Source organism: Amycolatopsis sulphurea, assembly GCF_002564045.1.
GTDB lineage: Bacteria > Actinomycetota > Actinomycetes > Mycobacteriales > Pseudonocardiaceae > Amycolatopsis > Amycolatopsis sulphurea.
Genome location: NZ_PDJK01000002.1, coordinates 1,664,089 through 1,686,754 on the forward strand (window position 1 = coordinate 1,664,089; position 22,666 = coordinate 1,686,754).

Annotated in this window: 21 protein-coding genes; 3 read left to right on the forward strand and 18 right to left on the reverse strand. The window is 69.5% G+C overall.

The genetic code is table 11. The features are described from left to right. Positions 1 to 21: 21 nt before the first annotated feature. The 14 genes from nuoK to ATK36_RS13810 all read right to left on the reverse strand — a co-directional run bounded on the left by nuoK (position 22) and on the right by ATK36_RS13810 (position 14,137). A complete protein-coding gene (gene nuoK, locus ATK36_RS13745; RefSeq protein WP_098511740.1) occupies positions 22 to 321 on the reverse strand; it encodes an NADH-quinone oxidoreductase subunit NuoK in 300 nt (99 codons plus the stop codon). Continuing rightward, complete coding sequence (locus tag ATK36_RS13750; RefSeq protein ID WP_098511741.1) at positions 318 to 1,187, reverse strand: NADH-quinone oxidoreductase subunit J; 870 nt, start codon at positions 1,185 to 1,187, stop codon at positions 318 to 320. Before ATK36_RS13750 ends, nuoK begins: the two co-directional genes overlap by 4 nt. Continuing rightward, positions 1,184 to 1,762: an NADH-quinone oxidoreductase subunit NuoI gene (gene nuoI / locus ATK36_RS13755; protein WP_098511743.1), complete on the reverse strand. Its 579-nt coding sequence runs from the start codon at positions 1,760 to 1,762 to the stop codon at positions 1,184 to 1,186. Before nuoI ends, ATK36_RS13750 begins: the two co-directional genes overlap by 4 nt. Beyond that, positions 1,749 to 3,095 carry an NADH-quinone oxidoreductase subunit NuoH gene (gene nuoH / locus ATK36_RS13760; RefSeq protein ID WP_098511744.1) on the reverse strand — a complete coding sequence of 449 codons (1,347 nt, stop codon included), beginning with the start codon at positions 3,093 to 3,095 and terminating at the stop codon, positions 1,749 to 1,751. The genes nuoI and nuoH overlap by 14 nt, the downstream gene beginning before the upstream one ends. Beyond that, a complete protein-coding gene (locus tag ATK36_RS13765) occupies positions 3,092 to 5,569 on the reverse strand; it encodes an NADH-quinone oxidoreductase subunit G (RefSeq protein WP_098511746.1) in 2,478 nt (825 codons plus the stop codon). Before ATK36_RS13765 ends, nuoH begins: the two co-directional genes overlap by 4 nt. Continuing rightward, positions 5,566 to 6,846: an NADH-quinone oxidoreductase subunit NuoF gene (nuoF, locus tag ATK36_RS13770; RefSeq protein ID WP_098511747.1), complete on the reverse strand. Its 1,281-nt coding sequence runs from the start codon at positions 6,844 to 6,846 to the stop codon at positions 5,566 to 5,568. The genes ATK36_RS13765 and nuoF overlap by 4 nt, the downstream gene beginning before the upstream one ends. Continuing rightward, positions 6,846 to 7,709, reverse strand: a complete 864-nt coding sequence (gene nuoE / locus ATK36_RS13775; protein ID WP_098511749.1) for an NADH-quinone oxidoreductase subunit NuoE — start codon at positions 7,707 to 7,709, stop codon at positions 6,846 to 6,848. The genes nuoF and nuoE overlap by 1 nt, the downstream gene beginning before the upstream one ends. After that, positions 7,706 to 9,040 (reverse strand): NADH-quinone oxidoreductase subunit D, encoded by a 1,335-nt coding sequence (locus ATK36_RS13780; RefSeq protein ID WP_098511750.1) that lies wholly within the window; start codon positions 9,038 to 9,040, stop codon positions 7,706 to 7,708. Before ATK36_RS13780 ends, nuoE begins: the two co-directional genes overlap by 4 nt. Before the next feature lie 64 nt (positions 9,041 to 9,104). Continuing rightward, entirely contained in the window at positions 9,105 to 9,866 is a 762-nt protein-coding gene (locus ATK36_RS13785; protein WP_425427387.1) for an NADH-quinone oxidoreductase subunit C, read from the reverse strand. Beyond that, the gene (locus tag ATK36_RS13790; protein ID WP_098511752.1) at positions 9,863 to 10,411 is read right to left on the reverse strand and encodes a NuoB/complex I 20 kDa subunit family protein; all 549 of its coding nucleotides are present in this window, start codon (positions 10,409 to 10,411) and stop codon (positions 9,863 to 9,865) included. The genes ATK36_RS13785 and ATK36_RS13790 overlap by 4 nt, the downstream gene beginning before the upstream one ends. A gap of 4 nt (positions 10,412 to 10,415) precedes the next feature. Beyond that, positions 10,416 to 10,826, reverse strand: a complete 411-nt coding sequence (locus tag ATK36_RS13795; protein WP_098514868.1) for an NADH-quinone oxidoreductase subunit A — start codon at positions 10,824 to 10,826, stop codon at positions 10,416 to 10,418. A gap of 539 nt (positions 10,827 to 11,365) precedes the next feature. Continuing rightward, positions 11,366 to 12,658 carry a geranylgeranyl reductase family protein gene (locus ATK36_RS13800; RefSeq protein ID WP_170069727.1) on the reverse strand — a complete coding sequence of 431 codons (1,293 nt, stop codon included), beginning with the start codon at positions 12,656 to 12,658 and terminating at the stop codon, positions 11,366 to 11,368. A gap of 108 nt (positions 12,659 to 12,766) precedes the next feature. Beyond that, positions 12,767 to 13,456: a demethylmenaquinone methyltransferase gene (locus tag ATK36_RS13805; RefSeq protein WP_098511753.1), complete on the reverse strand. Its 690-nt coding sequence runs from the start codon at positions 13,454 to 13,456 to the stop codon at positions 12,767 to 12,769. Positions 13,457 to 13,471: 15 nt separating this feature from the next. Beyond that, a complete protein-coding gene (locus ATK36_RS13810; protein WP_098511755.1) occupies positions 13,472 to 14,137 on the reverse strand; it encodes a DUF4386 domain-containing protein in 666 nt (221 codons plus the stop codon). 80 nt (positions 14,138 to 14,217) lie between these two features. On the opposite strand from ATK36_RS13810, the gene ATK36_RS13815 reads away from it, so the two are divergent. Then, positions 14,218 to 14,694: a MarR family winged helix-turn-helix transcriptional regulator gene (locus ATK36_RS13815; RefSeq protein ID WP_098511756.1), complete on the forward strand. Its 477-nt coding sequence runs from the start codon at positions 14,218 to 14,220 to the stop codon at positions 14,692 to 14,694. 165 nt (positions 14,695 to 14,859) lie between these two features. Beyond that, the gene (asnB, locus tag ATK36_RS13820; RefSeq protein WP_098511758.1) at positions 14,860 to 16,692 is read left to right on the forward strand and encodes an asparagine synthase (glutamine-hydrolyzing); all 1,833 of its coding nucleotides are present in this window, start codon (positions 14,860 to 14,862) and stop codon (positions 16,690 to 16,692) included. A gap of 534 nt (positions 16,693 to 17,226) precedes the next feature. On the opposite strand, the gene ATK36_RS13825 is transcribed toward asnB, so the two are convergent. After that, positions 17,227 to 18,330, reverse strand: a complete 1,104-nt coding sequence (locus ATK36_RS13825; RefSeq protein WP_098511759.1) for a glycosyltransferase family 4 protein — start codon at positions 18,328 to 18,330, stop codon at positions 17,227 to 17,229. A 3-nt stretch (positions 18,331 to 18,333) separates the two neighbouring features. After that, entirely contained in the window at positions 18,334 to 19,452 is a 1,119-nt protein-coding gene (locus ATK36_RS13830) for a glycosyltransferase family 4 protein (RefSeq protein WP_211291874.1), read from the reverse strand. 176 nt (positions 19,453 to 19,628) lie between these two features. Between ATK36_RS13830 and ATK36_RS13835 the strand changes: the two genes are divergently transcribed. Further along, entirely contained in the window at positions 19,629 to 20,468 is an 840-nt protein-coding gene (locus ATK36_RS13835; protein ID WP_098511762.1) for an inositol monophosphatase family protein, read from the forward strand. A gap of 21 nt (positions 20,469 to 20,489) precedes the next feature. On the opposite strand, the gene ATK36_RS13840 is transcribed toward ATK36_RS13835, so the two are convergent. Both ATK36_RS13840 and ATK36_RS13845 read right to left on the reverse strand, forming a co-directional pair. Further along, positions 20,490 to 20,963 carry a DUF3592 domain-containing protein gene (locus ATK36_RS13840; RefSeq protein ID WP_098511764.1) on the reverse strand — a complete coding sequence of 158 codons (474 nt, stop codon included), beginning with the start codon at positions 20,961 to 20,963 and terminating at the stop codon, positions 20,490 to 20,492. A gap of 22 nt (positions 20,964 to 20,985) precedes the next feature. Further along, on the reverse strand, positions 20,986 to 22,515 hold the full coding sequence (locus ATK36_RS13845) for a M1 family metallopeptidase (protein WP_098511765.1): 1,530 nt from the start codon (positions 22,513 to 22,515) through the stop codon (positions 20,986 to 20,988). Between the last annotated feature and the right edge of the window lie 151 nt (positions 22,516 to 22,666).

Below are 22,666 nucleotides of genomic sequence, written 5' to 3' on the forward strand. Positions count from 1 at the left end.
GCGGAGGGGATGAGGCGGCACTTAGTACTTCAGCAGGTTCGTGTCGTCGACCGAGGCCGAGCGGCGAGTGCGGAAGATCGCCATGATGATCGCCAGGCCCACCACGACCTCGGCGGCCGCGACCACCATCACGAAGAACGCCATGACCTGGCCGTCCAGCCCGCCGTTGATCCGGGCGAAGGTGACCAGGGTGAGGTTCACCGCGTTGAGCATCAGCTCGATGCACATGAACACGACGATCGCGTTGCGGCGCACCAGTACGCCGACCGCGCCGATCGCGAACAGCAACGCCGAGAGCAGCAGGTAGTAGCTCGGGGTCATTTCTCCTCCCCCTTCTCGTCCGCGGCCTGGTCCGTGCCGCCGACCAGCGCGTGCGCGTCCGGCTTCGGCCCCTCGTCCGCGATGAGCTTGCGCTCGCGCATGAGCTGGATCGCCGAGGTGGACTCGATGATCTCGGACAGCGATTCGGGGGCCACCGAACCGTCCGGCAGCAACGCCGGGGTGGCCACCGAGTTCGCGGTGGCGAACACGCCGGGGCCGGGCAGCGGCGACGGGCGATCGTGCTCGCCGCGGAAGCGCATCCGGACCAGCTCGCGCTGGGTGCGCTTGCCGCCCTTGGCGTGCCGGTCGGTGAACGCCAGCACCATCGCGCCGAGCGCGGCGGTGATCAGCAGCGCCGAGGTCAGCTCGAACGGGAACAGGTACTGGGTGAAGATGATCCGGCCCAGCCCGCCCGCGCCACCGCCCGAAGCGGAGTACGGATCGAGTGGCTGCGCCGGGGTCACGTTCACCAGGGAACGGAACACCCCGGCCGCGATCAGCGCGGCCAGCCCGATGCCGAGCAAGGTGGCCGCCATCCGCTGCCCGCGCAGCACTTCGACCACCGAATCGGAGCTTTCCCGGCCGACCAGCATCAGCACGAACAGGAACAGCATCATGATCGCGCCGGTGTAGACGATGACCTGGGTGAACCCGAGGAACGGCGCGTTCTGCGTCATGTACAGCGCGCCGAGGCTGAGCATGGTCAGCACCAGCCACAGCGCCGAGTGCACCGCGTTGCGGGAGAAGATCATGCCCAGCGCGCCCAGCAGGCACAGCGGGCCGAGGATCCAGAACGCGATCGCCTCGCCCGTCGAGACCGACTGGTCCACGACGGCCGGGGCCTGCGCGAGAAGGGCGCTGATCATTGCTTCGCCTCCTGCGCCCCGCGGGCAACTGTGTCCGATGCGCTCTCAGCTGAGAAGCGTGCTTCGAGCTGGGGCCCGTTGACGTAGTAGTCCTGCTCGTTCTCGCCGAGCCGCATCGGGTGCGGCGGCTGCTCCATGCCGGGCAGCAGCGGGGCGAGCAGGTCTTCCTTGGTGTAGATCAGCCGCTGCCGGTCGTCGTCGGCCAGCTCGTAGAAGTTGATCATCGTCAGGGACCGGGTGGGGCAGGCCTCGACGCACAGCCCGCAGCCGATGCAGCGCAGGTAGTTGATCTGGTAGTCCGCCCCGTACCGCTCGCCCGGGGAGTACCGCTCCTCGTCGGTGTTGTTCCCGCCTTCGACGAAGATCGCGTCCGCCGGGCAGGCCCAGGCGCACAGCTCGCAGCCGACGCACTTCTCCAGCCCGTCCGGATGCCGGTTGAGCTGGTGCCGCCCGTGGTAGCGCGGGGCGGCCGGGGCGCCGGCCTCCGGGTACTCCTCGGTGGCGACCTTCTTGAACATCATCCCGAAGGTGACGCCGAATCCCTTGATGGGATTGAGGAAGTCAGTTGCCGCCATCTTCTGCCCCTTCCTGTCCGGCCGCGGAGCCGACCTCGGCGGGCTTGCGCCGGGCGGCCCTCGCCTCCGCCTTGGCCAGCGCCTTCTGGCGCGGTGTGCTCTCGGGGACCCGCAGGTCCAGCGGCGGCAGCGGATGTCCGCCACCGGTGAGGTCCACGTAGTCCGAGGGCGGCAGCTTCTTGTCCGGCAGCGCCAGGCTCAGCAGCACCAGCACCACCAGCACGATGCCGACCCCGACCAGGATCTGCGGCCAGCTCCACTGGATGGTCTTGATCGCCACCACCACGATGATCCAGACCAGGTTGACCGGGACCAGTACCTTCCAGCCCAGCCGCATGAACTGGTCGTAGCGCAGCCGCGGCAGCGTGCCGCGCAGCCAGATGAAGCCGAACAGCAGAATGAAGGTCTTGGCGAAGAACCACAGCACCGGCCACCAGTTCTGGTTCAGCGGCGAATCGTCGCCGACGAACGGGAACCGCCAGCCGCCGAGGAACAGCGTGGTGCAGAACGCCGAGACGATCACCATGTTCACGTACTCGGCGAGGAAGAACATCGCGAACTTCATCGAGCTGTACTCGGTGTGGAACCCGCCGACCAGCTCGGATTCGGCCTCCGGCAGGTCGAACGGCGCGCGGTTGGTCTCGCCGACCATCGAGATCACGTAGATCACGAAGCTCGGGATGAGCAGGTAGAAGTACCAGCCGTGGGCCTGTGCCTGCACGATCTCCGAGGTCTGCAGCGAACCCGAGTAGAGGATCACCGCGACGATCGAGAGACCCATCGCGATCTCGTAGGAGATCACCTGCGCGGCCGAGCGCAGCCCGCCGAGCAGCGGATACGGCGAACCGGAGGCCCAGCCGGCGAGCACGATGCCGTACACCCCGATCGAGGAGCAGGCCAGGATCACCAGCACGCCGACCGGCAGGTCCACCAATTGCAGCGTGGTCTGTTCGCCGAAGATCGACACCACCGGGCCGAACGGGATGGCCGCCAGCGCGATCAGCGCGGGCACCGCGGACAGCACCGGCGCGAGGAAGTACACCTTGCGGTCGGCGGTGTCCGGGATGATCTGCTCCTTGAACGGGAGCTTCAGCGCGTCCGCCAGGGACTGCAGGTACCCTCCGGGGCCGACCCGGTTGGGGCCGGGCCGGTTCTGCATCCGGCCGACCGCCTTGCGTTCCCAGACGATCAGGAAGATCGTCAGGATCGGGCCGATCAGCAGGATCACCACGGCCTTGATCAGGTACAGCCACCACGGATCGTCGGCGAGCAGCCGAGCGCGCTCGGCGGCGTCGGGAAACTGCGCCAGTACCTGCGTGAGCTGCGGGCTCACTGGTCACCTCCGGAGATCTGCACCAGCGTGCCGTGCCCCGCGGCGAGCGCGGAGCGGACGGCCGAGCCGTCGGAGTTGCCGGGTAGCCACACCACACCGTCGGGCAGGTCGGCGACCTCGACCGGCAGCGTGATCGAACCACGCTCGTTCGACACCCGCACGGTGTCGCCGAGGCCTGCCGCGGTCTTCGCCGACAGCCGCGCGACCGGGGTGCGCTGCGTGCCCTTGAGGTGAGGCTCGTCGTCCTGCAGCGAACCGTTGTCGATCAACTGCCGCCAGGTGGCGAGCACCGCCTGCCCCGACCCCACCCGCGGCAGGTCCGTGAAGGCCACCTTCAGGGACTCAGAGTCCGTGAAGGTTCCCTGCACAGCCTTGCCGAGCTTGGCGAAGTCGCCCGCGGCGGCGGCCGGGGTCTGGGTGAACAGGTCAGCGTCCATCTCGACCGCGAGGGTGTCGAGCACCCGGCCGTCCGGCAGCGAGCCGGTGCCTTCGAGGGTCACGTCGAACTCGCGGCGACGGCCCTCCCAGGTGAGGTAGCTGCCCGCCTTCTCCGCGGACGGCGCGACCGGCAGGACCACGTCGGCCCGTTCGGTCACCTCGCTCGCCCGCAGTTCCAGGCTGACCACGAACCCGGCGTTGTCCAGCGCGCGCCGGGCCAGATCCGGGTCGGGCAGGTCGTTCGGGTCCACACCGCCGACGACCAGCGCGTCCAGTTCGCCGCCGGAAGCGGCCTGCAGGATGCCGGTCGCGTCCCGGCCGGGCTCGGCGGGAAGCGAAGCGCCCCAAAGCTTTTCGACCTCGGCACGGACGGCCGCATCGGTGACCGCGCGGCCACCGGGCAGCAGCGTCGGCACACAACCGGTCTCCAGCGCGCCCCGTTCACCGGCGCGGCGCGGGATCCACGCCAGCCGGGCGCCGGTGCGCTCGGTGAGCCGGTGCAGTGCGGAGAACAGGCCCGGCACCTCCGCGGCCCGCTCGCCGACCAGGATCACCGCGCCTTCGCCGCGCAGCGCCTCGTCGAGATCGGCCGCGTGCTGGGCGATCCCGTCCACCGCGGCGGCTTCGCCACCCGGCAGGCAGGCCAGCAGCTCGCCGAAGGTCTTGCGCACCGAGGAGGTGGTCCACTGTCCCAAGTGGACGACGCGGGTGCGGTTCTTGCGGGCCGCCTTGCGCAGCCGCAGGAACACGATCGGCGCCTCGTCCTCCGGTTCGAAGGCCACGCACAGCACCGTGCGTGCGCTTTCGATCTCCTGGAACGTCACGCCGGTCTCCGGCGTGCCGCCCACCACCGTGGCCGCCAGGAACGCCAGCTCCTCGGCCGAGTGCGCTCGCGCACGGAAGTCGATATCGTTGGTGCGCAAGGCGATCCGGGCGAACTTCGAGTACGCGTAAGCGTCCTCGACGGTCAGCCGGCCACCGGTCAGCACGCCCGCACCGTTGCCCTCGCGGGCCTTGAGCAGACCGGCCGAGGCGACCCGGAGCGCGTCGGTCCAGGACGCCTCTTCCAGCGCGCCGACCTCGTTGCGGACCAGCGGACGGCGGATCCGGTCACCGGCCTGCAGGTAACGGAAGGCGAAGCGGCCCTTGTCGCACAACCACTCCTCGTTCACCTCCGGGTCGTCGCCGGCCAGCTTGCGCTGGACCTTGCCGCGCCGGAAGTCGGTGCGCTCCGCGCAGCCCGACGAACAGTGCTCGCACACGCTCGGCGTGGACACCAGGTCGAACGGCCGGGAGCGGAACCGGTAGGCCGCGCTGGTGAGCGCGCCGACCGGGCAGATCTGGATCACGTTGCCGGAGAAGTAACTCTGGAACGGATCACCGCTGGTGGTACGCGAAGCCAGGTCCAGCACGTCGGCGGTCTCCGCGGTGCCGATCTGCTGGTGCGCACCGCGTTCGAGCAGCGCGATGAACGGATCGCCGGCGACCTGGTCGGAGAACCGGGTGCAGCGCTGGCACAGCACGCAGCGCTCGCGGTCGAGCAGCACCTGCGACGAGATCGGCAGCGGCTTGGCGAACGTGCGTTTCGTGTCCACGAACCGCGATTCCGCGCGGCCGTGCGCGAGAGCCTGGTTCTGCAGCGGGCACTCACCGCCCTTGTCGCAGATCGGGCAGTCCAGCGGGTGGTTGATCAGCAGCAGCTCCATCACGCCCTGCTGCGCCTTGTCCGCGACCGGCGAGGTGAGCTGGGTCTTGACCACCATGCCGTCGGCCACCGTCATCGTGCAGGAGGCCTGCGGCTTCGGCATTGGCCGGCCGCCCATCTCCACCTCGACCAGGCACTGGCGGCAGGCGCCCGCCGGGTCGAGCAGCGGATGGTCGCAGAACCGCGGGATGACCGTGCCGAGCCGCTCGGCGGTGCGGATCAGCAGCTCACCCTTGGGCGCGATGACCTCTTCCCCGTCGATGGTCAGCTTCACGTGACCCTCGGGGACCGGAATCTCGCCGGTCGTTGCTTTGTCGGGCGCGATCGTCATGCCTGCGCTCCCACCAATTCACGCTTGTTGCTGGCACACAAGGCCAGGAATTCCTCGCGGAAGTACTTGATCCCGCTCTGGATCGGCGAGACCGCACCGTCGCCGAGCGCGCAGAACGAGCGGCCGAGGATGTTGTCGCACACGTCCAGCAGGGTGTCGATGTCCTCTTCGGTGCCGTGGCCTTCGACCATCCGCTCCAGGATCTGCGCCAGCCAGTACGTGCCTTCCCGGCACGGCGTGCACTTGCCGCAGGACTCGTGCTCGTAGAACTGCGTCCACTTCATCACCGCCCACGGCACGGAAACGGTCTCGTTGAAGACCTGCACCGCGGTGGTGCCGAGCATCGAACCGGCCTCGGCCGCGCCCTCGAAGTCGAGCGGGGTGTCCAGGTGCTCGGCGGTGAACATCGGCGTGGACGAGCCACCCGGCGTCCAGAACTTGAGCGGGATGCCGTCCTTCATGCCACCCGCCAGCTCCAGCAGCTCGCGCAGCGTGGTGCCGAGCGGGCACTCGTACTGGCCGGGCTTTTCCACGTGGCCGGAGATCGAGTAGATCTTCGGCCCCGGCGACTTCTCCCGGCCCATCTCGCGGAACCAGGCCGAGCCGGCGTTGATGATGTACGGCGCGCTCGCGATGGTCTCGACGTTGTTCACCGTGGTCGGCGCGGCGTACAGCCCGGCGGCCGCGGGGAACGGCGGCTTGAGCCGGGGCTGCCCGCGACGGCCCTCGAGCGAGTCCAGCAACGCGGTTTCCTCACCGCAGATGTAGGCGCCCGCGCCGGCGTGCACGGTGAGTTCGAGATCCCAGCCGCTGCCGAAGATGTTCTTGCCGAGATAACCCTTTTGGTACGCCTCGCGCGTGGCCGCGTTGAGCCGGCGGATGCAGTGCAGCGCCTCGCCTCGGACGTAGATGAAGCAGTGGCGCGAACGCATCGCGTACGAGGCGATGATGCAGCCCTCGATCAGCGAATGCGGGTCCGCCATCATCAGTGGGATGTCCTTGCAGGTACCCGGTTCGCCTTCGTCGGCGTTGATCACCAAATAGTGCGGCTTGTCCTCGTTGGGCGGCATGAAGGACCATTTCACGCCGGACGGGAATCCGGCGCCGCCACGGCCGCGCAGCCCGGAGTCCTTGACCACCTGCACGAGCTGTTCGGGCGTCCCGGCCAGCGCCTTGCGCGCCGCGGTGTAGCCCTCCAGCCGTTCGTAGGTCTCGATCCGCCAGGATTCCGGCGAGAGCCAGCGCTTGGTCAGGACCGGAGTAATGGGATCAGGCATTACTTCTTCTCCAACTCTGGCAGCGGAACGTCCTGCGCGCCCGGCGCCGTCCAGCCGCGGTCGGCGGCGAGCTGCGCGCCCCGCAACGTTTCGACGGCCTGCGACGGCCCGTCGACGTCCGCGCGGTAGGTCGCCTCGTCCTCCGGGAAGAACCCGGCCAGCTGCAGTTCGGCACCCTTGAAGTCGCTCAGCGGCGCGCCCCGCGTCGGCCCCGGCTTCTTCCCCGCCTGCAGCGCGTCGACCAGCGCGACGGCCTTCTCCGGGGTCTGGTTGTCGAAGTACTCGTAGTTGACCTGCAGCACCGGACCGAGGTCACAGGCGGCCAGGCACTCCGCGTGCTCCAGCGTGATCGACCCCGGCTCACCCGGCGTGCCCGCGGTTTCCTCGTGCCCCAACGGCTTTTCCGCGGAGCCGAGGTGGGTCTGCAGCTTGCGGTAGATCTCGTCGCCGCCCAGCGCCGCGCACAACGTGTTGGTGCACACGCTCACCAGGTGCTCACCGCAGGGACGGCGCTTGTACATGGTGTAGAACGTGGCGACCGCGCTGACCTCGGCGTCGCTGAGGTCGAGCCGGCGGGCGCAGAACGCGATACCCTCCTGGCTCACGTACCCCTGCACCGACTGCACGAGGTGCAGCATCGGCAGCAACGCGGAACGAGCGACCGGGTAACGCGCGATGATCTCCTGCGCGCGCTGCTCGGTGCCCGCGTCGAAGATGTCCGCGGCCGGTGCATCGGCCAGGATTCCCTCCGCCAGCGCGGGATCCGGCGCGATACCGACGACATCGGTGTCGCCCGCCGCGGCCATGTGCGTGGTCTCCGCGTCCCGTGGTCCCGGTTCCGGGACTTCGGTCGGGTGTGTCATCGGTCCACTCCCCCCATCACCGGGTCGATCGAGGCGACCGCGGCGATCACGTCGGCCACCAGCCCGCCCTCGGACATCGCGGGCATCGACTGCAGGTTCACGAAACTGGGCTCGCGCATGTGCACCCGCAGCGGCCGGGTGCCGCCGTCGGACACCAGGTGCGCGCCGATCTCGCCACGCGGCGATTCCACCGGCGCGTACACCTGGCCGGCCGGGACGTGGAAGCCCTCGGTGACCAGCTTGAAGTGATGGATCAGCGATTCCATGGACTGGCCCATGATCTTGCGGACGTGCTCCAGCGAGTTGCCCATCCCGTCGCTGCCGAGCGACAGCTGGGCCGGCCAGGCGACCTTCTTGTCCTCGACCATGACCGGACCCGGTTCGAGCTTCTTCAGCACCTGCTTGATGATCTTCAGGCTCTGGTGCATCTCCTCGACCCGGATGAGGTACCGCGCCCAGCAGTCCGCGTCGGTCGAAGTGGGCACCTCGAACTCGAACTCGTCGTAGCGCGAATACGGCTCGGTCTTGCGCAGGTCCCAGGGCAGGCCCGCGGACCGCAGGATCGGGCCGGTGATGCCGAGCGCGAGGCAGGCGTCCAGCGGCAGCACGCCGACGTCCTTGAGCCGGTTGCGCCAGATCGGCTGACCGGTGAAGAGCTTGTCGTAGAGCGGCAGCCGCTTGTCCATCACCTTGCAGAACTCGGTGACCTTCTCCGCGAAGTCCGCCGGCATGTCCTGCGCCAGCCCGCCGGGCCGGATGAACGCGTGGTTCATCCGCAGCCCGGTCAGGTGCTCCAGCAGGTGCAGCACTTCTTCCCGCTCGCGGAACCCGAGCGTCATCGCGGTGGTGGCGCCCAGTTCCATGCCGCCGGTGGCGATGTAGACCAGGTGCGAGCCGATCCGGTTGATCTCCAGCAGCAGCACCCGCAGCAGCTCGGCCCGCGGCGGCGCCTGGATGCCGAGCAGCTTCTCCACCCCGAGGCAGTAGGCCAGCTCGGTGGACAACGGCGCGAGGTAGTCCATCCGCGTCACGAAGGTGACGCCCTGGGTCCAGGTGCGGTACTCGCAGTTCTTCTCGATGCCGGTGTGCAGATAGCCGATGACCGAGCGCAGCTGCGTGACGGTCTCGCCCTCCATCTCCAGCACCAGCCGCAGCACCCCGTGCGTGGACGGGTGCTGCGGGCCCATGTTGATCACCATGCGCTCGTCGTGCTGCGCGTCGGCGAGCACGTCGTCCCAGTCCCCGCCGGAAACCGTGTAGACGCGGCCTTCGGTGGTGTCGCGGCTGTCCGCCTCGGGGACTTCGGTCGTGGTTTCGTCGGTACTGCTCACGAGTCCGTCCTCCGCTGATCTCGGCACAGTCGGGATTTCCGCGCCCGACTCGGCAGGTCGCTGCTCACGAGTACGACCTCCGCTGGTCTGGCGGCGGGATTTCCGCGCCCTTGTATTCGACCGGGATCCCGCCGAGCGGGTAGTCCTTGCGCTGGGGGTGGCCGTCCCAGTCGTCCGGCATCAGGATCCGGGTCAGCGCCGGGTGACCGTCGTAGACGATGCCGAACATGTCGTAGGCCTCGCGCTCCTGCCAGTCCGCGGTCGGGTACAGCCCGACCAGCGAGGGCACGTGCGGATCCTCGATGTCCAGCGTCACTTCCAGCCGGATCCGGCGCCGGTAGGTCATCGAGGTGAAGTGGTAGACCGAGTGCAGCCGCTGCGGCACATCCACCCCGTAGTCCACTCCGGACACCGAGCTGAGCAGCTCGAACCGGAGACCGGTGTCGTCGCGCAGGATGGTCGCGAGCTGCACCAGGTAGTCGCGGCCGACGTAGAAGGTGATCTCGCCACGGTCCACAGTGGTCTGCTGGATCGCGGTCGCCGGGATCTCGTTGTCGGCCATGGCCGCGTACAGCTCGTCGGCGAACTCGTCGAACCAGCCACCGTACGGACGCTCGGCGGGCGGCGGGCTGTACGCGGGCAGCCGGAGCCCTCCGTAGCCGGAGGTGTCACCACTGCCGCGGACACCGAACATGCCCTTGCGCACCTCGCCCGCGACGACCGGCTCCGCGCCGCGGGGTTCCAGACCGGCCTCAGGCCGCTCCGCGCTGGACTGCTCGCCGCCGGTTTCCGGCCGCTCTGCTGGGTTTTGGGGCACCGGGCTCACTTCTTCGCGTACTTGATCGACGAGGGGACCAGTTCGGTGCGCGCCCCGCTGGCCGCACGAAGGGCGGCGCGACGGGCGTTGATCGGCTCGTCCTGGATCTTGGCGTGCAGCTTGAGGATCGCGTCGAGCAGCATCTCCGGGCGCGGCGGGCAGCCGGGCAGGTACATGTCGACCGGCACCACGTGGTCCACGCCCTGCACCACGGCGTAGTTGTTGAACATGCCGCCGGAGGAGGCGCACACGCCCATCGCGAGCACCCACTTCGGCTCGGCCATCTGGTCGTAGATCTGCCGCAGCACCGGCGCCATCTTCTGGGTCACCCGCCCGGCCACGATCATCAGATCGGCCTGCCGCGGCGTGGCGCTGAACCGCTCCATGCCGAACCGGGCGATGTCGTAGCGGGATCCGCCGACGGTCATCATCTCGATCGCGCAGCAGGCGAGGCCGAAGGTGGCGGGCCACAGCGAGTTCTTGCGCGCCCAGTTGACCAGGCCTTCGAGACTGGCCAGCAGGATGCCGTTGGGGAGCTTCTCTTCCAGGCCCATGGCTTCAGTTCCAATCCAGGCCGCCGCGCCGCCACACGTAGGCGTAGGCGAAGCCGACCGTAACGATGAACAGCAGGATCTCCACCAGGCCGAACACGCCGAGCGCGTTGGCGTTCACCGCGAACGGGTAGAGGAACACCATCTCGATGTCGAACAGGATGAACAGCATCGCGGTGATGTAGTAGGCCACCGGCATCCGGCCGCCGCCGACCAGCGGCTGCGGGGAGGGTTCGATACCGCACTCGTAGGCCGCGGACTTCGCCCGGTTGAACCGGCTCGGGCCGACCATCGGGCCGAGCAGCACCGAGAGCACGGCGAACGCGGCCGCGAGCACGAACAGCAGAACGAGCGGCAGGTACACCTTCAGGCCGGGCGCCGCCGGTCCGGAATCGGCCTGCGCCAGCACGGACACCATCAGCACGGGATCTTTCGCCATCCTTTCCGCGCCGCTGCGGGTTGCGTCTCGGGTGGTGGTCCGAGTCCTCGCGGGCACCCTAAGGGAGCTGGGTCACACCGCCGAGGGTCAGGGCACCCTTACGGCCCGTGGCCGGGCCGCAGGCAGCTTGTGAAATAGTTCACAAGCCACTCGTCGCGGTTGTGAAGCGATTCACAAAGCATGGGGGGAGTGTAGGACGTGAGTCACACGGTTGTCCCTAGGGGCCGCACTTTAAGGCTCGCCTAACTTGACCGGACGGCCAGCCCGGTGCGTGTCCGGGCCCAGTGGCGAGACCTGCGGTAAAGGGTTCTTGAGGAACCGCGCCGCACCCTGCGGCGGACGCGATCTTGTGACGTATCCCACCTGACCGGCCGGGCAACCATTGCTCCAGCCGGGTTAGTTCCGCATCCCGGAAAGGCTGTGAAGGGGCCCTTCACAGCCTTCGCCGCGGGGTCGCGGGGTCGCGGGGTCGCGGGGTCGCGGGGTGGCGTTGCGGCGTTGCGGCGTTGTGGCGAGGGTCAGCGCGGGCTGGGGGTGGCGCGGGCGAGGGCGGCGATCAAGCGGTCGACGCCGTCGCCGCCGCGCGCGTCGTAGCAACCGGAAAGACCCTTGTACACCAAGGGAAGGATCTTGTTGATGCGCAGCCCGTACTTGGTCGCCGTGTGCATGACCGCGGGCTTGCCGATCAGCTTCGCGAACACGTTGCCGAGCCGGTAGTAGCCGCCCATCAGATCGGCCACCGCCCGCGGGTACCCGGCCAGCGCACGTTCCCGCGACGGCCCCGACGGCCGCGCCAGCGCCTGCACCACGACCTCCGCGGCGAGCTGCGCGGACTCCATCGCAGCCGAGATGCCCTCACCGTTGAACGGGCTCACCATGCCGCCCGCGTCACCGAGCAGCAGCAGGCCGTCGCGGTAGTGCGGGGTGCGGTTGAAGCCCATCGGCAGCCCGGCGCCACCGACCTTGCCGACCGCGTTTTCCTCGCGGTAGCCCCATTCTTCCGGCGTGCCGTCGAGCCACTGACGCAGCAGCGCGCGGTAGTCGGTGTTGCGGAACGAGGCCGAAGTGGACAGCATGCCGAGCCCGACGTTGACCGTACCGTCGCCGAGCGGGAACGCCCAGCCGTAGCCGGGCAGCAGCTTCGGGTTGCGCGGGTCCGACCGGTCCCACAGCTCAAGGTGGCCCTCGATGAACGGGTCGTCGTGCCGCGGGCTCTTGTAGTACCGGCGGACCGCGACGCCCATCGGGCGCTTCTCGTTCTTATCGATGCCGACGCTCAGCGCGAGCCGCGCGGACACGCCATCGCAGGCGAGCACCAGGGGCGCGCGATAACGCACCGGCGTCTTCTCCGGGCCGACCTTCGCCTCCACGCCGACCACGCGGCCGGCGGCGTTCGTGATCGCACCGGTCACCGTGGTGCGTTCGTACAGCCGGGCGCCTGCCTTCACCGCGGTCTTCGCGAGCAGGTCGTCGAAGTCCTGGCGGGTGCGCGCGACGCCGTAGGGCGGGTAGCTGGTGAGGTCGGGCCAGTCGAGCTCCAGCGTCAGATCGCCGGTGAGGATGCGCAGGCCGCGGCTGTGCACCCAGCCGGCCTCTTCGCTGGTGTCGAGGCCGAGGTCGATCAGCTGCTTGACGCCGCGCGGGGTGAGCCCGTCGCCACAGACCTTCTCGCGCGGGAACGCGGTCTTCTCCAGCAGCAGCACGTCGACGCCGGCACGGGCGAGGTACGTGGCCGCGGTGGAGCCGGCCGGTCCGGCGCCGACCACGATCACTTCGGCATCGTGGTCCGGGCTGCGGCGGGAGATCGTCATGCTTCGAGTCTAAAGCGGTCCGTGAAGGGACCCTTCACGGACTCAGAGGCTGTGAAGGGACCCTTCACAGCCTCTGATCCCAGGCGAGCGGAGGGGGACCGGTGGGGGTTAGTGGGGTTTGCGGGCGCGGTGGATGGCGACGACGCCGAAGGTGAGGTTCAGCCATTCCACTTCGGTCCAGCCCGCGCCCGCGATGATCTCGCCGAGTGCCCGCTGATCGGGCCAGGCGAGCATGGACTCGGCCAGGTAGGAGTAGGCCTCCGGGTTCGTCGAGGAGCGGCTGCCGACCCAGGTGAGCAGCTTGAGCATGAACCGCCGGTAGACGAACCGGATCGGCGCGAAGGTGGGCGTGGACACCTCGCAGACGACCAGCCGCCCGCCCGGCTTGACCACCCGCAGGATCTCCGCCAGCGCCGCCTTGGTGTCCACGAAGTTGCGCAGCGCCAAGGAAATCGTCACCGCGTCGAAGCTGTCGTCGGCGAAGGGCAGATGCAGTGCGTCCGCGGCGACCATCGGCACCCGCCGGTGCCGTCCGGCCCGGAGCATGCCGACGGAGAAGTCCGCGGCCAGGCACCAGGCGCCGCCCCTCGCGTACTCGACAGTGGACACGCCGGTGCCGGCCGCCAGGTCGAGCACGCGTTCCCCGGCCCTGGCGTCCAGCACCCGCGCGGTGGTGGTCCGCCACCTGCGGTCGAAGCCGAACGTCATGAACGAGTTGGCCCGGTCGTAACCGGACGCGACGCCGTCGAACATCGCGGCGACGTCGTGGGGATCCTTGTCCAGGCTGGCGCGTGGCATGAAACCGAGATTAGTTCAGCGCGCCCGGTGACGGTCGCGGGGCAGCAGCACCCCGGCCAGGACCAGCCAGATCACCCCGCCGAACCGGCCGATCGGGATCAGCGGGTACAGCGCCGGGGTCAGCAGGGAGAACGTGGCGAGCACGGCGGCGGCCGCGATCAAAAGGCCGGCGATCGAGACCCAGCGCGGCAGCAGCCCGAGGAACAACGCCGGTACCGCGAGTCCCGCGATCAGCAGCGCGAGCGGCACCACGAACCCCGGCCCGCCGGTGGCGAACGCGAAGCTGGTCAGCGCGCGGGACAGCGCGGGCGCCCCGGCGTCGGCCGTCTGCGCCGCGGTCCAGATGGCGAGCCCGCTGATCGCGAGCGAGGCCGCGGCCAGCACTCCTCCGGCCAGCCCGATCGCCGCACCCGGCGCGGTGACGCCCAGCTTGCGCTGCCTGCGGTAGACCGTCGCCGCCCAGATCGCCAGCGGGATCGAGGCGCCGAACACCGTAAAGGCGAGCAGGTCGAGCAGCCCGCGGTGGCCGAGGTCATAGGCGCTCACCTCGGCCGCCGTCGAGTCCGGCCGGGTGCCGGTGGCGCCGAGCACCGCGGAGGCGATGGTCAGCACCCCGAACGCGAGCGCGGGAGCGAGCAGCGGCGGTCCGCCCTGCGGCCGGGCGCGGGTCGTGGTGGTCATGGAAACCTCCAGGTCAATTAGTTTCACAAGATAAACGGTTACACTGGCATAATAGATTGTCAAGGGATATGGTTTCAGCCATGTCAGCGTCTCCCCCGATACCTCCCCCGATCGGCAACGCCTTCCTGCTCGCCCAGCTCGGCGCGCACGCGACCCGGCGATTCGCCGAGCGCGTCGCGGAGCTGGACCTGACCCCGCCGCAGACCGGGCTGCTCCGCGTGATCGCGCGCCGTCCGGGCGAAAGCCAGCAGGCGCTCGCCGCCGAGCTGGGCACCCCGCCGACCCGGCTCGTCGCGCTCGTCGACGGGCTCGAACAGCGCGGCCTCATCGAGCGCCGGCGTAACCCGAAGGACCGCCGCCTCTACGCCGTGCACCTCAGCGAAAAAGGCCGCGAGACGATGCGCGCACTCGCCAAAGCCGGTGCGGCACATGAAGACGAGCTGACCTCCGCACTGTCCACAAAGGATCGCGAGGTTCTGCACGAGCTGCTCGGGCGGATCGCGGAGCAGCACGGCCTGACCCCGGGCGTACATCCCGGGTACCGCAGCCTGGGCTGACCCAGGCGCCGCCCGATTCGGTGCCGAGCGGGCAGTCTCGATCACTTCCCGGCACCGTTCGGACGCAGTGCGTCACCCCTTTGCCGGTAGTCCAGCGATCACTGACGAGCTAATAGTCAGTTAGCACAGATAACGGCTGCGAGTGAGTGAAGGGTTGCGCTATATATGTGTGGCATCACCGGTTGGGTCTCCTTTCGCCGCGACCTGACGCAGGAAGCCGCCGAGCTGGCCGCGATGACGGCGACCATGTCCTGCCGCGGCCCCGACGCGAGCGGCACCTGGGCCGTCCCGCACGCCGCGCTCGGGCACCGCAGGCTCGCCGTGATCGACCTGCCCGGCGGGGCGCAGCCGATGACCGTCGACACCCCCGACGGCCCGGTCTCGATGGTCTACTCCGGCGAGGCCTACAACTTCACCGAGCTGCGCGACGAGCTGCGCCGCCGGGGCGCACGGTTCACCACCGGCTCGGACACCGAGGTCGTGCTGCGCGGGTACCTGGAATGGGGTGAGGCGCTCGTCGACCGGCTCAACGGGATGTACGCCTTCGCCATCTGGGACACCCGCGCCGACAAGCTGGTGATGATCCGCGACCGGATGGGCATCAAGCCGTTCTACTACTACGAGACCGAGGACGGCGTGCTGTTCGGCTCCGAGCCGAAGGCGATCCTGGCCAACCGGCTGGCCGAGCGGGTGATCACCACCGACGGGCTGCGCGAGCTGTTCGCCTTCACCAAGGCGCCCGGCACGGGGGTCTGGGAAGGCATGCGCGAGCTGCGGCCGGGACACCTGGCCGTGGTGGACCGCGCCGGGCTGCGCGAGACCTGTTACTGGCAGCTCGAAGTCACCGAACACACCGACAGCACCGAGGAAACCGTCGCGCATGTGCGGTCGCTGCTCGACGACATCATCCGGCGCCAGCTGGTCGCCGACGTGCCCCGCTGCATGCTGCTCTCCGGCGGGCTGGACTCGTCCGCGATGACCGCGATCGCCGCGCTGCAGGTGCAGGAGCACGGCGAGGTGGTCCGCAGCTTCGCGGTCGATTTCCCCAACCAGGCGGAGAATTTCCGCGCCGAGGACATCTCGCCCACGCAGGACACACCGTTCGTGCACGCGGTCGCCGAGCACATCGTGTGCGAGCACCAGGACATCATGCTGGACGGCGGGGCGATGGCGGATCCGGCGACCCGGGCCGCCGCGGTCGGCGCCCGGGACCTGCCGATCGGCTTCGGCGACCGGGACAACTCGCTGTACCTGCTGTTCAAGGCGATCCGGGAGAAGTCGACGGTCGCGCTGTCCGGGGAGTCCGCGGACGAGGTGTTCGGCGGATACCCGTGGTTCCACAACGAAAAACGCGAGGCGGACACCTTCCCCTGGCTGGCCGGTGCAGATTCGCCGATGAACCCGGCTTCGCTGCTGGACGCCGGGCTCGCCGCGAACCTGGACCTGGAGACCTACAAAGCCGACCAGTACCGCCAGGCGCTGAGCGAAGTTCCGTACAAGGACAGCGAAACCGGGCTGGAACGCCGGATGCGCGAAGTGTGCTACCTGCACCTGACCCGGATGGTGCAGACCCTGCTCGACCGCAAGGACCGGATGTCCATGGCGGTCGGGCTGGAGGTCCGGGTCCCGTTCTGCGATCACCGGCTGGTGCAGTACGTGTTCAACACCCCGTGGTCGCTGAAGTCCTTCGACGGCCGGGAGAAGAGCATCCTGCGCGGCGCGACCAAGGACGTCCTCCCGGAGAGCGTCGCGAACCGCAAGAAGAGCGGCTACCCGGGCAATTTCGACCCGGCGTACCTGTCCGCCATCCAGGCGCACGCCCGTGAGCTGGTCTCCACCGACCACGCGGTGCTGGAGTTCCACGACCGGGCGTCGGTACTGGCCGCCTGCGAGGCAGGCATCGCCGAGATCACCGGTCACCAGCGTTCCGGCCTGGAACGGTTCCTCGACATGGCCGTCTGGCTGGACCAGCGCAACCCGACCCTGAAGCTGAGCTGACCCAGGCCAAAGCTGTGAAGGGGCCCTTCACGGACCGCGGAAGTCTGTGAAGGGCCCCTTCACGGACTCTCGGGCCAGGGTGTCGGCAAAGTCGGTGTGGAGGGCTGTGAAAGGACCCTTCGCGGACCAGAAAGCGGTCCGGCGCACGCCACGAGGTGGTCGCACACACCTCCGCATCGCCCGCTGCCGGGCACAATCGACCGAGATGGCAGCACCGCCGATGATCACGCGGCAGCCACGGCTCTCTCTGCACGGGTCCCGACCACCTTTGCCGGAACCCCGGCCCGAGAGTCCGTGAAGGACCCTTCACGGACTCTCGGGCCAGGGCGTCGGCAAAGTCGGTATGGAGGGCTGTGAAGGGACCCTTCACAGACTCTGAGTCCGTGAAGGGGCCCTTCACAGCCCCGAAACCGGTCGGGCAGCCACGGCTCTCTTTGCTGATCACGGGTCCTCGACTTTGCCGGGACCCTTCACGGACTCTCGGGCGGTGAAGGCCCCTTCACGGCATGCGGGCAGGCGGGCAGGGGGGCAGCCTCAGCCGAGGGCGTCGAGCATGCCGCGCACGGAGTCCGGCCAGGCGAATTCCTCCGCCCGCGCCCGGGCCGCGGCGCGGCGGAGGTCTTCCGGGCGTGCGAGCAGCCCGGTGACGGCGGTGGCGAACGCCGGGGCGTGGTCGTCCACGGCGGCACCACAGCCGGGCCGGACGATCTCGCCCAGCGCGGACGAGGCCGACACCACCACCGGAGTGCCGGACGCCAGCGCCTCCAGCGCCGCCAGCCCGAACGTCTCGTGGGGACCCGGGGCGAGCGAAACGTCCGCGGTGGCCAGTAACCGGGCCACCTCACCACGACCGGAGAGGAAGCCGAGGAAGGTCACCGGCAACCCGCGGGCGCGGCGTTCCAGCGCGCGCCGGCGGGGTCCGTCGCCGGCGATCACCAGCCGTACTCGGGCACCCGATTCGGTCAGCTCGGCGACCGTGTCCACACTGCGTTCCACGTGCTTCTCCGGCGACAGACGTCCACAGTGGACAAGCAACGCGTCGGCGCCGCCGGACAGCGAGAGCCGCCAGCCCTCGTCCCGCATGGCCGGGGCGAAGGTGGCCAGATCGACGCCGAGCGGGACGCGGCGCACGTTCGGCGCGGCGATCCGGTCGAACTCCGCCCGCGCGAACGAAGTGGTACAGACCACTGTGTCGTAGCTGGCGGCCATCCGGCGGTTCGCCGTGTCCGCGACGTGCCGGGCCACCGGCGCAGGCAGCAGGAACTGTTCCAGCAGCCGGTCGAGCCGTTCGTGCGAGATGACCGTGCTCGGTACGCCGTGGCGCCGCGCCCAGGTGCCCATCCCACGCAAGGTCAGCCGGTCGGACACCTCCAGCCGGTCCGGTTCGAGCCGGCGCAGTACGGCGCGTACGCGGTGAGGGTCGACCGCCCGGTAGCCACCGGTACCGGGGATCCGCGGCGCGGGCAGCGAGTGCCGACGTACACCGCTGGGCAGGGTTTCCACCGCGTAACCGGTGCCGGGCACCACGAGCGTCACGCGATGCCCACTGGCCACGTATCCGGCGCCGAGGTGGTGTAGCGCGGTACGCAAGCCACCCGAGCGTGGTCCGTAGAAGTTCGCCAGCTGGACGATGTGCATGGCTCAAGCCGCGCGTGCGACTCGGCCCTGTACCGCCTCGTAATGCCCGACCAGCTCCCGGCACACCGCGGGCCACGTACGGCCGAGCACGACCTTCCGCGACTTCTCCCCCAGCCGCGCCCGTAACGCCGGATCACGCAGATCGCTGACCTTGTCCACCAGCGCGCGACCGAAGGCGTCGCGTTCGGCAGGCAGCAGATAGCCCGTACGGCCAGGCAGTACCAAGTCTTTCGGCCCGCCCGCGTCCGGTGCGAGTACCGGCAGCCCGGAGGCCATTGCCTCCTGCACCGCCTGACAGAACGTCTCGTGCGGACCGGTGTGTACAAACAGGTCCAAGCTCGCGTACGCAGTGGAAAGCTCTTCGCCGTACTTCGCGCCGAGGAACGCCGCGCCGGGCAACTGCTCACGCAGCACCGGCAGCTCCGGGCCGTCCCCGACCACCACCAGCCGTACGCCGGGCATTCCGGCGAGCGCGGTCAGCCGGTCGACTTCCTTCTCCGGGGCGAGCCTGCCGACGAAGCCGACCAGCAGCTCCCCGTTCGGCGCCAGCTTCGCGCGCAGCGCCGCATTCCGGTGCTCCGGCGAGAACCGGGCGACGTCCACCCCACGCGCCCAGCGATGCACCCGGGGCACACCGTGCAGTTTCAGCTGTTCCATCGAATCCGACGACGGCGCAAGCGTGCGATCGGCCCGCGAGTGCAGCCGGCGTACCCAGCGCCAGGCCGCGCGGGCACCGATGCCGAACCCGTACGAAGTGGCGAACCCGGCGATATCGGTCTGATAGACCGCGATCGAGGGCACCCGCAGCCGTCTCGCCGCGGCCAGCCCGCGGGCCCCGACCACGAACGGCGACGCCAGGTGCACCACGTCCGGGCCGAACTCGGCCAGCGCCCTCAGCACGGTCCGGGTCGGCAGGCCGATCGGCAGCGAATGCACCCCCGGCACGTCGAACGCGGGGATGCGGACCACCGGTGCGCCGCGGTAGCGCTCCGGGCCCGGCCCGGGTGCCACCACCAGTACCTCGTGCGCGGCCTCCACCAGGTGCTCGACGACCCGCAGCACGGAGTTCGTCACGCCGTTCACCTGGGGCAGGAAACTTTCGGTGACTATGGCGACTCGCACCGGGCCACTGTCGCACCGGTCCGCACGAGGTGGACCAATCCCGTGTGACCGCCCGGCCAACGGCCGGCCAACACTGCGCAGCGTCCGCCGCCGGACACGGAACGTCGAAGAATTCGCCATCACATGTCATCTCGAGGTCGCGTTCCGGACACCAGGGCGGCCCAGACTAAGCAGGCATGACCCTCTTGTCCTCTAGGCCGTCCCGGCCGGTGGAGCCGGGCCTGCTCTCGAGGGCACTCGAGGTGGCGGGCCGGCTGGCGAACGACGCGACCGACGTGATCACCGCGACCGCGGGCCGCGGCGCCCACCCGGCGACGCTCGAATCGCCCTTCGATTGGGTCACCGACACCGACCGGATCCTGGAGCGGCACACCCGGCGCGTGCTGACCGCGGAATTCCCCGGCATCCCGGTGGTAGGCCACGAATTCGGTGCGGATCACGGTGCGGACATCGCCGAGTACCGCTGGGTGGTGGACTCCGTGGACGGCACCGCCAACTACGTCGCCGGAGTGCCTTGGTGCGCCTACAGCCTGGCGCTGGTGGACGCGTCCGGTCCGGTGGTCGGCGTGGTGGCCGATCCGTACCGCGCGCAGATCTACGCCGCCGCCCGCGGCCGCGGCGCCCGCGCCAACGGCACCCCGATCCGGCTGGTGGACCGCCCCGGCACAGCGGGCGCGATCGTCTGCACGGAGCTGGCCCGCAAGGGTCCGTGGCCCGGCATGGGCGGGTTCATCGAGCGCGCCGCCGCGGCGCACGCCGGGGTGCGGGTACTCGGCTCGGCCGCGCTGTCCATCGCCCAGGTCGCATTGGGCCACGCCGCGGCCGCAGTGCTGCACAGCTACCACGAATGGGACGTCGCCGGTTCCGTCGCGATGGCGATCGAAGCAGGCGCCGTGGTACTCGACAAACACGGCGAGGATACCGCCTTGCCCACCGACGGCCTGTTGGTCGCCGCCCCCGGCGTGGCCGACGAAGTGCTGCACTGGTGGCAGGAAACGGCGACGGCCGGCAGCTGAGCGACGCGACCGGGTTTCCCGCTACGACTCGGCGTGGCTACCGCCGGCCGTGGCTCGGGCGGCGACCGCGTGGTCGCGCTTGGCGAGCCGGCGCAGCCACCACAGCACCGGACCGGCGATCAGCCAGACCACCAGCACCGTGACCCCGAGCGACACCAGGGCCTGGGTGGCCGAGCGGCCGGCCACCCTGGCCAGGTCGGGGTTCGTGTTGTCGTACTCGATCAGCACCAGCTGGCCCGCGGCCAGCCCGGACGGGTAAAGGATCCCGGTGGGCGGGCTGTGCAAAACCCCGTCCGGGGTCTGGTACTGGACGATCGCACGGTCGAAGGACACCGATTCCACGGTCGCGGTGGCAGTGCCCGGATGCGAACCGATCGCGCTGTCGTTGCGGATCGCGCCGAAGAACACGGCCACGCACATCACGGTGAGGAGCGAGGCGACACCGAGCACGGCCACCCGGCCGATGCGCCTCGCCCGCTCACTCCTCCTGCTCACGCCGCGAGCGTAGCGGTACCGCTCAGTGCTCGTGCTCCGTGGCGAGCAACCGATGGTTGGCCTCGATCTGGTCGTAGGACTTCGGCTTGGCCACGGTGAACCTCGACTGGGCCGAGGCTGGTGCCTTAGCGCCCGCCGCGCCGTTCGGGCCGGTCGCCGGCTTGCCCGCGGTGTAGAGCCAGGTCTGGAACAGCTCGTGCAGCGGTTTGCCGGAGACCTTCTCCGCCAGCGCGATGAATTCCGGGATCCGGGCGTCCTTTCCGGACTTAGCCGCCTGCCAGTCCTTCAGGATCTTGAAGAACGCCTCGTCGCCGACGGTGGTGCGCAACGCCTGCAGGGTCAGCGCGCCACGGCTGTACACCGCGTCGTCGAACTGGTGGTCCTTGCCCGGGTCAGCGGGCACTGCCTTCCACAGGTCGGCGTCGGCCGCGTGGGAGTCGTACGTGTACTGCGCGAGTTCGGCGACCGTGCCCTCGCCTTCGTGCTCAGACCACAGCCACTCGGCGTACGAGGCGAAGCCCTCGTTCAGCCAAATGTCGCTCCAGCGGCCGAGCGATACATTGTCGCCGAACCACTGGTGGGCGTTCTCGTGCGCGATCAGCGTGGTGTTGGCGCCGCGGGCGAAGTTCTTCAGTCCGTAGACCGGCCGGGTCTGGTTCTCCAGCGAGAACCCGATGCCGCTGGTCACCACGCCGCCCTCGGCCTCGAACGGATACGGCCCGAACTGCGTCGCCAGGAACGCGTTGATCTCCGGGGTGCGCTCGACGCTGGCCTCCGCGGCCGCGCGCGAACTCCCGAGGTCACTGCCGTAGGCGGTGATGAACGGCTTGCCATCCGGGGTCTTGGACTCGCGTACGTCGTACTTGCCGACGACGAACGGAGTCAGGTAGGTCGCCTGCGGCTGTGTGCTGCGCCAGTTCCAGCGCGTCCAGCCCGCCCGGTTCTTACGCTTGCTCACCAGCGAGCCGCTGGTGAGCGCGGCGAGCCCGTCCGGCGCCTCGATCGAGACGTCGTAGGTGGCCTTGTCGGTGGGATGATCGTTGGACGGGAACCACCACTGCGCGCTCTGCGGCTCGTCCACGCCGAGCGCCCCGAACGCACCGTGCTTCCAGCCGTTGATCCCGTCGACCTTCGCCGTGGACGGGGTGTCCGCGTACTGCACCACGACGGTCGCGGTCTGGCCCTTGGCCAGCGCGTCGGCCGGGGTGATCACCAGCTCGCCGTTACCGGTGGAGCTGGTGAACCGCGCGGGCCGGTTGTTCACCAGCACACTCGACGCCTTGAGCGCGAAGTCGAGGTTGAACCGTGACAGGTCCTGGGTGGCGGTGAGCAGCAGGGTCGTGGTGCCCGAGAGCAGGTCGGTGTCCGGCTGGTAGCTCAGCCGGATGTTGTAGTGCTGCACGTCGGTGCCGCCGTTGCCCGCGTTCGGGTAGTACGGATCGCCCACGCCCGGTGCCCCCGGCCCGGGCGCGGCCGCGGCGGTCGTGGCGAGCAGGACGGACACCATCCCGGCCGTGAGCACACCGGCTCCGGCACGAATTCTCGATCGCATGGGTCTCCTCTTGGCGAAGATCAACAATGCCACCGAAACTAATGCCACCGACCCGCGCCAGATACGTCCGAAAGATGGGTTCCCACCTGCTGGAATCCCGCCCCCAGAGCACCCCGGGCCAATGCTGTGAAGGGCCCCTTGACGGACTCAG